At 43.5% G+C, this 2,080-nt stretch carries 3 protein-coding genes; all 3 read left to right on the forward strand.

The genetic code is table 11. The features are described 5' to 3' along the window. A partial coding sequence (locus AB4653_RS19380; protein ID WP_372105047.1) for an ABC transporter ATP-binding protein occupies window positions 1-636 on the forward strand: 636 nt, incomplete at its 5' end. A gap of 136 nt (window positions 637-772) precedes the next feature. Beyond that, complete coding sequence (locus tag AB4653_RS19385) at window positions 773-1,543, forward strand: ABC transporter substrate-binding protein (RefSeq protein ID WP_009846319.1); 771 nt, start codon at window positions 773-775, stop codon at window positions 1,541-1,543. Window positions 1,544-1,622: 79 nt separating this feature from the next. Further along, a partial coding sequence (locus AB4653_RS19390) for an ABC transporter permease subunit (protein ID WP_372105049.1) occupies window positions 1,623-2,080 on the forward strand: 458 nt, incomplete at its 3' end.

Genomic DNA, 2,080 nt, shown 5'->3' on the forward strand with positions numbered 1-2,080 from the left:
AGTACTTTCCTTAGATGTATCAACCTTTTAGAGACACCTACTGCTGGCGAGATTTGGGTTAATGGTGAATTAATTCAAATGAAAAACAACCGCCAAGGTGTTTCTGTTCCTGCCAATGAAAAACAAGTACAGCGAATCCGTTCTCGTCTGGCGATGGTTTTTCAGGGTTTCAACCTGTGGTCTCATCTGACCGTTCTCGAAAATGTTATCGAAGCGCCTGTTCACGTCTTAGGTGTACCTAAAGCACAAGCGATTGAAAATGCTGAGCTGCTACTGAAGAAAGTAGGGCTATATGAACGCAAAGATTACTACCCGGGTCATTTATCTGGCGGACAGCAACAGCGTGCGGCGATTGCAAGAGCGTTAGCGGTTGATCCTGAAGTAATGCTATTTGATGAACCAACATCGGCACTTGATCCTGAGTTAGTAGGGGAAGTACTTGGTGTAATGCGCGATCTAGCAGAAGAAGGAAGAACCATGCTTGTGGTAACACATGAAATGGCTTTTGCTCGTGACGTATCAAATCATGTGATGTTCTTACATCAAGGCTTGGTGGAAGAACAGGGCGATCCAGCTAAACTGTTTACTGAGCCTGAATCTGAGCGATTACAACAATTTATCTCATCGATTTACTAATCAGAATTGAAATGCTGTTGCTAAGGTAAATGGCGACAGTGTTAACAATGAAACACAACAAGTAAGTTAATAAGTAACAACAAACACAATATTAAAATTAGCAAAACATAAAAACCTAAATCACAGGAGTAGGGATATGAAAAAGTGGTTATTAGTCGCGGCACTTGCTGCAACTGCTGCAACGGGCGTAGCTCAAGCAAAAGAATGGAAAACAGTACGTTTCGGTATTGAAGGTGCTTACCCTCCATTTAGCTGGACAGAAGCTGACGGTTCGCTGAAAGGCTTCGATGTCGATATGGCTAACGCGCTTTGTACTGAAATGCAGGTGAAGTGTAAGATCGTTGCACAAGATTGGGATGGTATTATTCCTTCTCTGCTTGCTCGTAAATATGATGCGATCATTGCGGCAATGTCTATCACGGAAGAGCGCAAGAAAAAGATCGATTTCACAGGTAAATACGCACTTATCCCAAACAAGTTCATCGCTAAAAAAGGTGCAGGCCTTAACTTTGATGATCTAAGTGGTCAAAAAATTGCCGTTCAACGTGCAACAACTCACGACAAGTACCTAACAGATAACTACGGCGACACAGTAGAAATCGTTCGTTACGGTTCATTTGACGAAGCTTACCTTGATCTAGCTAACGGTCGTGTTGCTGCTGTACTGGGTGATGCATCTGCTCTAGAAGAAGGTGTACTAAACAAAGCGGGTGGTGAAGACTACGAGTTTGTTGGTCCATCACTAACTGATCCTAAGTGGTTCGGTGAAGGTTTTGGTATTGCTCTACGTAAGCAAGACAAAGATCTGACTAAGCAATTAGATGCTGCAATCCTTTCGCTACGTGAAAAAGGCATCTACCAAGATATCGCTGCTAAATACTTCAACTACGACGTATACGGTAAGTAATCTCTAGCGTCACTTCTTAAGGGAGAGGCTCACCTCTCCCTGTCTTACCAACTTTTTCGCAGTTCTGTTGGAATTCATTATGTTTGATTTACAAGGATATGAAGCGTCGATCCTGAAAGGGGCGGTGCTTACAATCGAAGTTGCCTTACTGTCGCTAATTTTAGCTATGGTTCTTGGTATGCTAGGTGCCTTAGCAAAACTAGCGCCTTACCGCTGGGCTCGTGCTATTGCAACCCTCTACACAACCGTTATTCGAGGTATCCCCGATCTCGTATTGATGATGCTGATTTTCTTTGGTGGACAAATCCTTTTAAACAACAGTTTGTATTCCATCAATGAGTGGCTCAATGAGTGGTTCACATCAAGTGACCCTAACCACGAATGGACCGCTTACCTACCTGATTATATTGATGTTAGCCCATTTATTGCTGGTGTCTTAACCATTGGCTTCATCTTTGGCGCGTACATGGCAGAAACCTTCCGTGGTGCAATAATGGCTGTCGACAGCGGTGAGATGGAAGCGGCAAAGGCTTATGG

Source organism: Vibrio sp. 10N.222.48.A3, assembly GCF_041475345.1.
GTDB lineage: Bacteria > Pseudomonadota > Gammaproteobacteria > Enterobacterales > Vibrionaceae > Vibrio > Vibrio tasmaniensis_A.

Coding starts and splice junctions, on each gene's coding strand:
- AB4653_RS19385 (WP_009846319.1), top strand. CDS start 773: ATGAAAAAGTGGTTATTAGTCGCGGCACTTGCTGCAACTGCTGCAACG.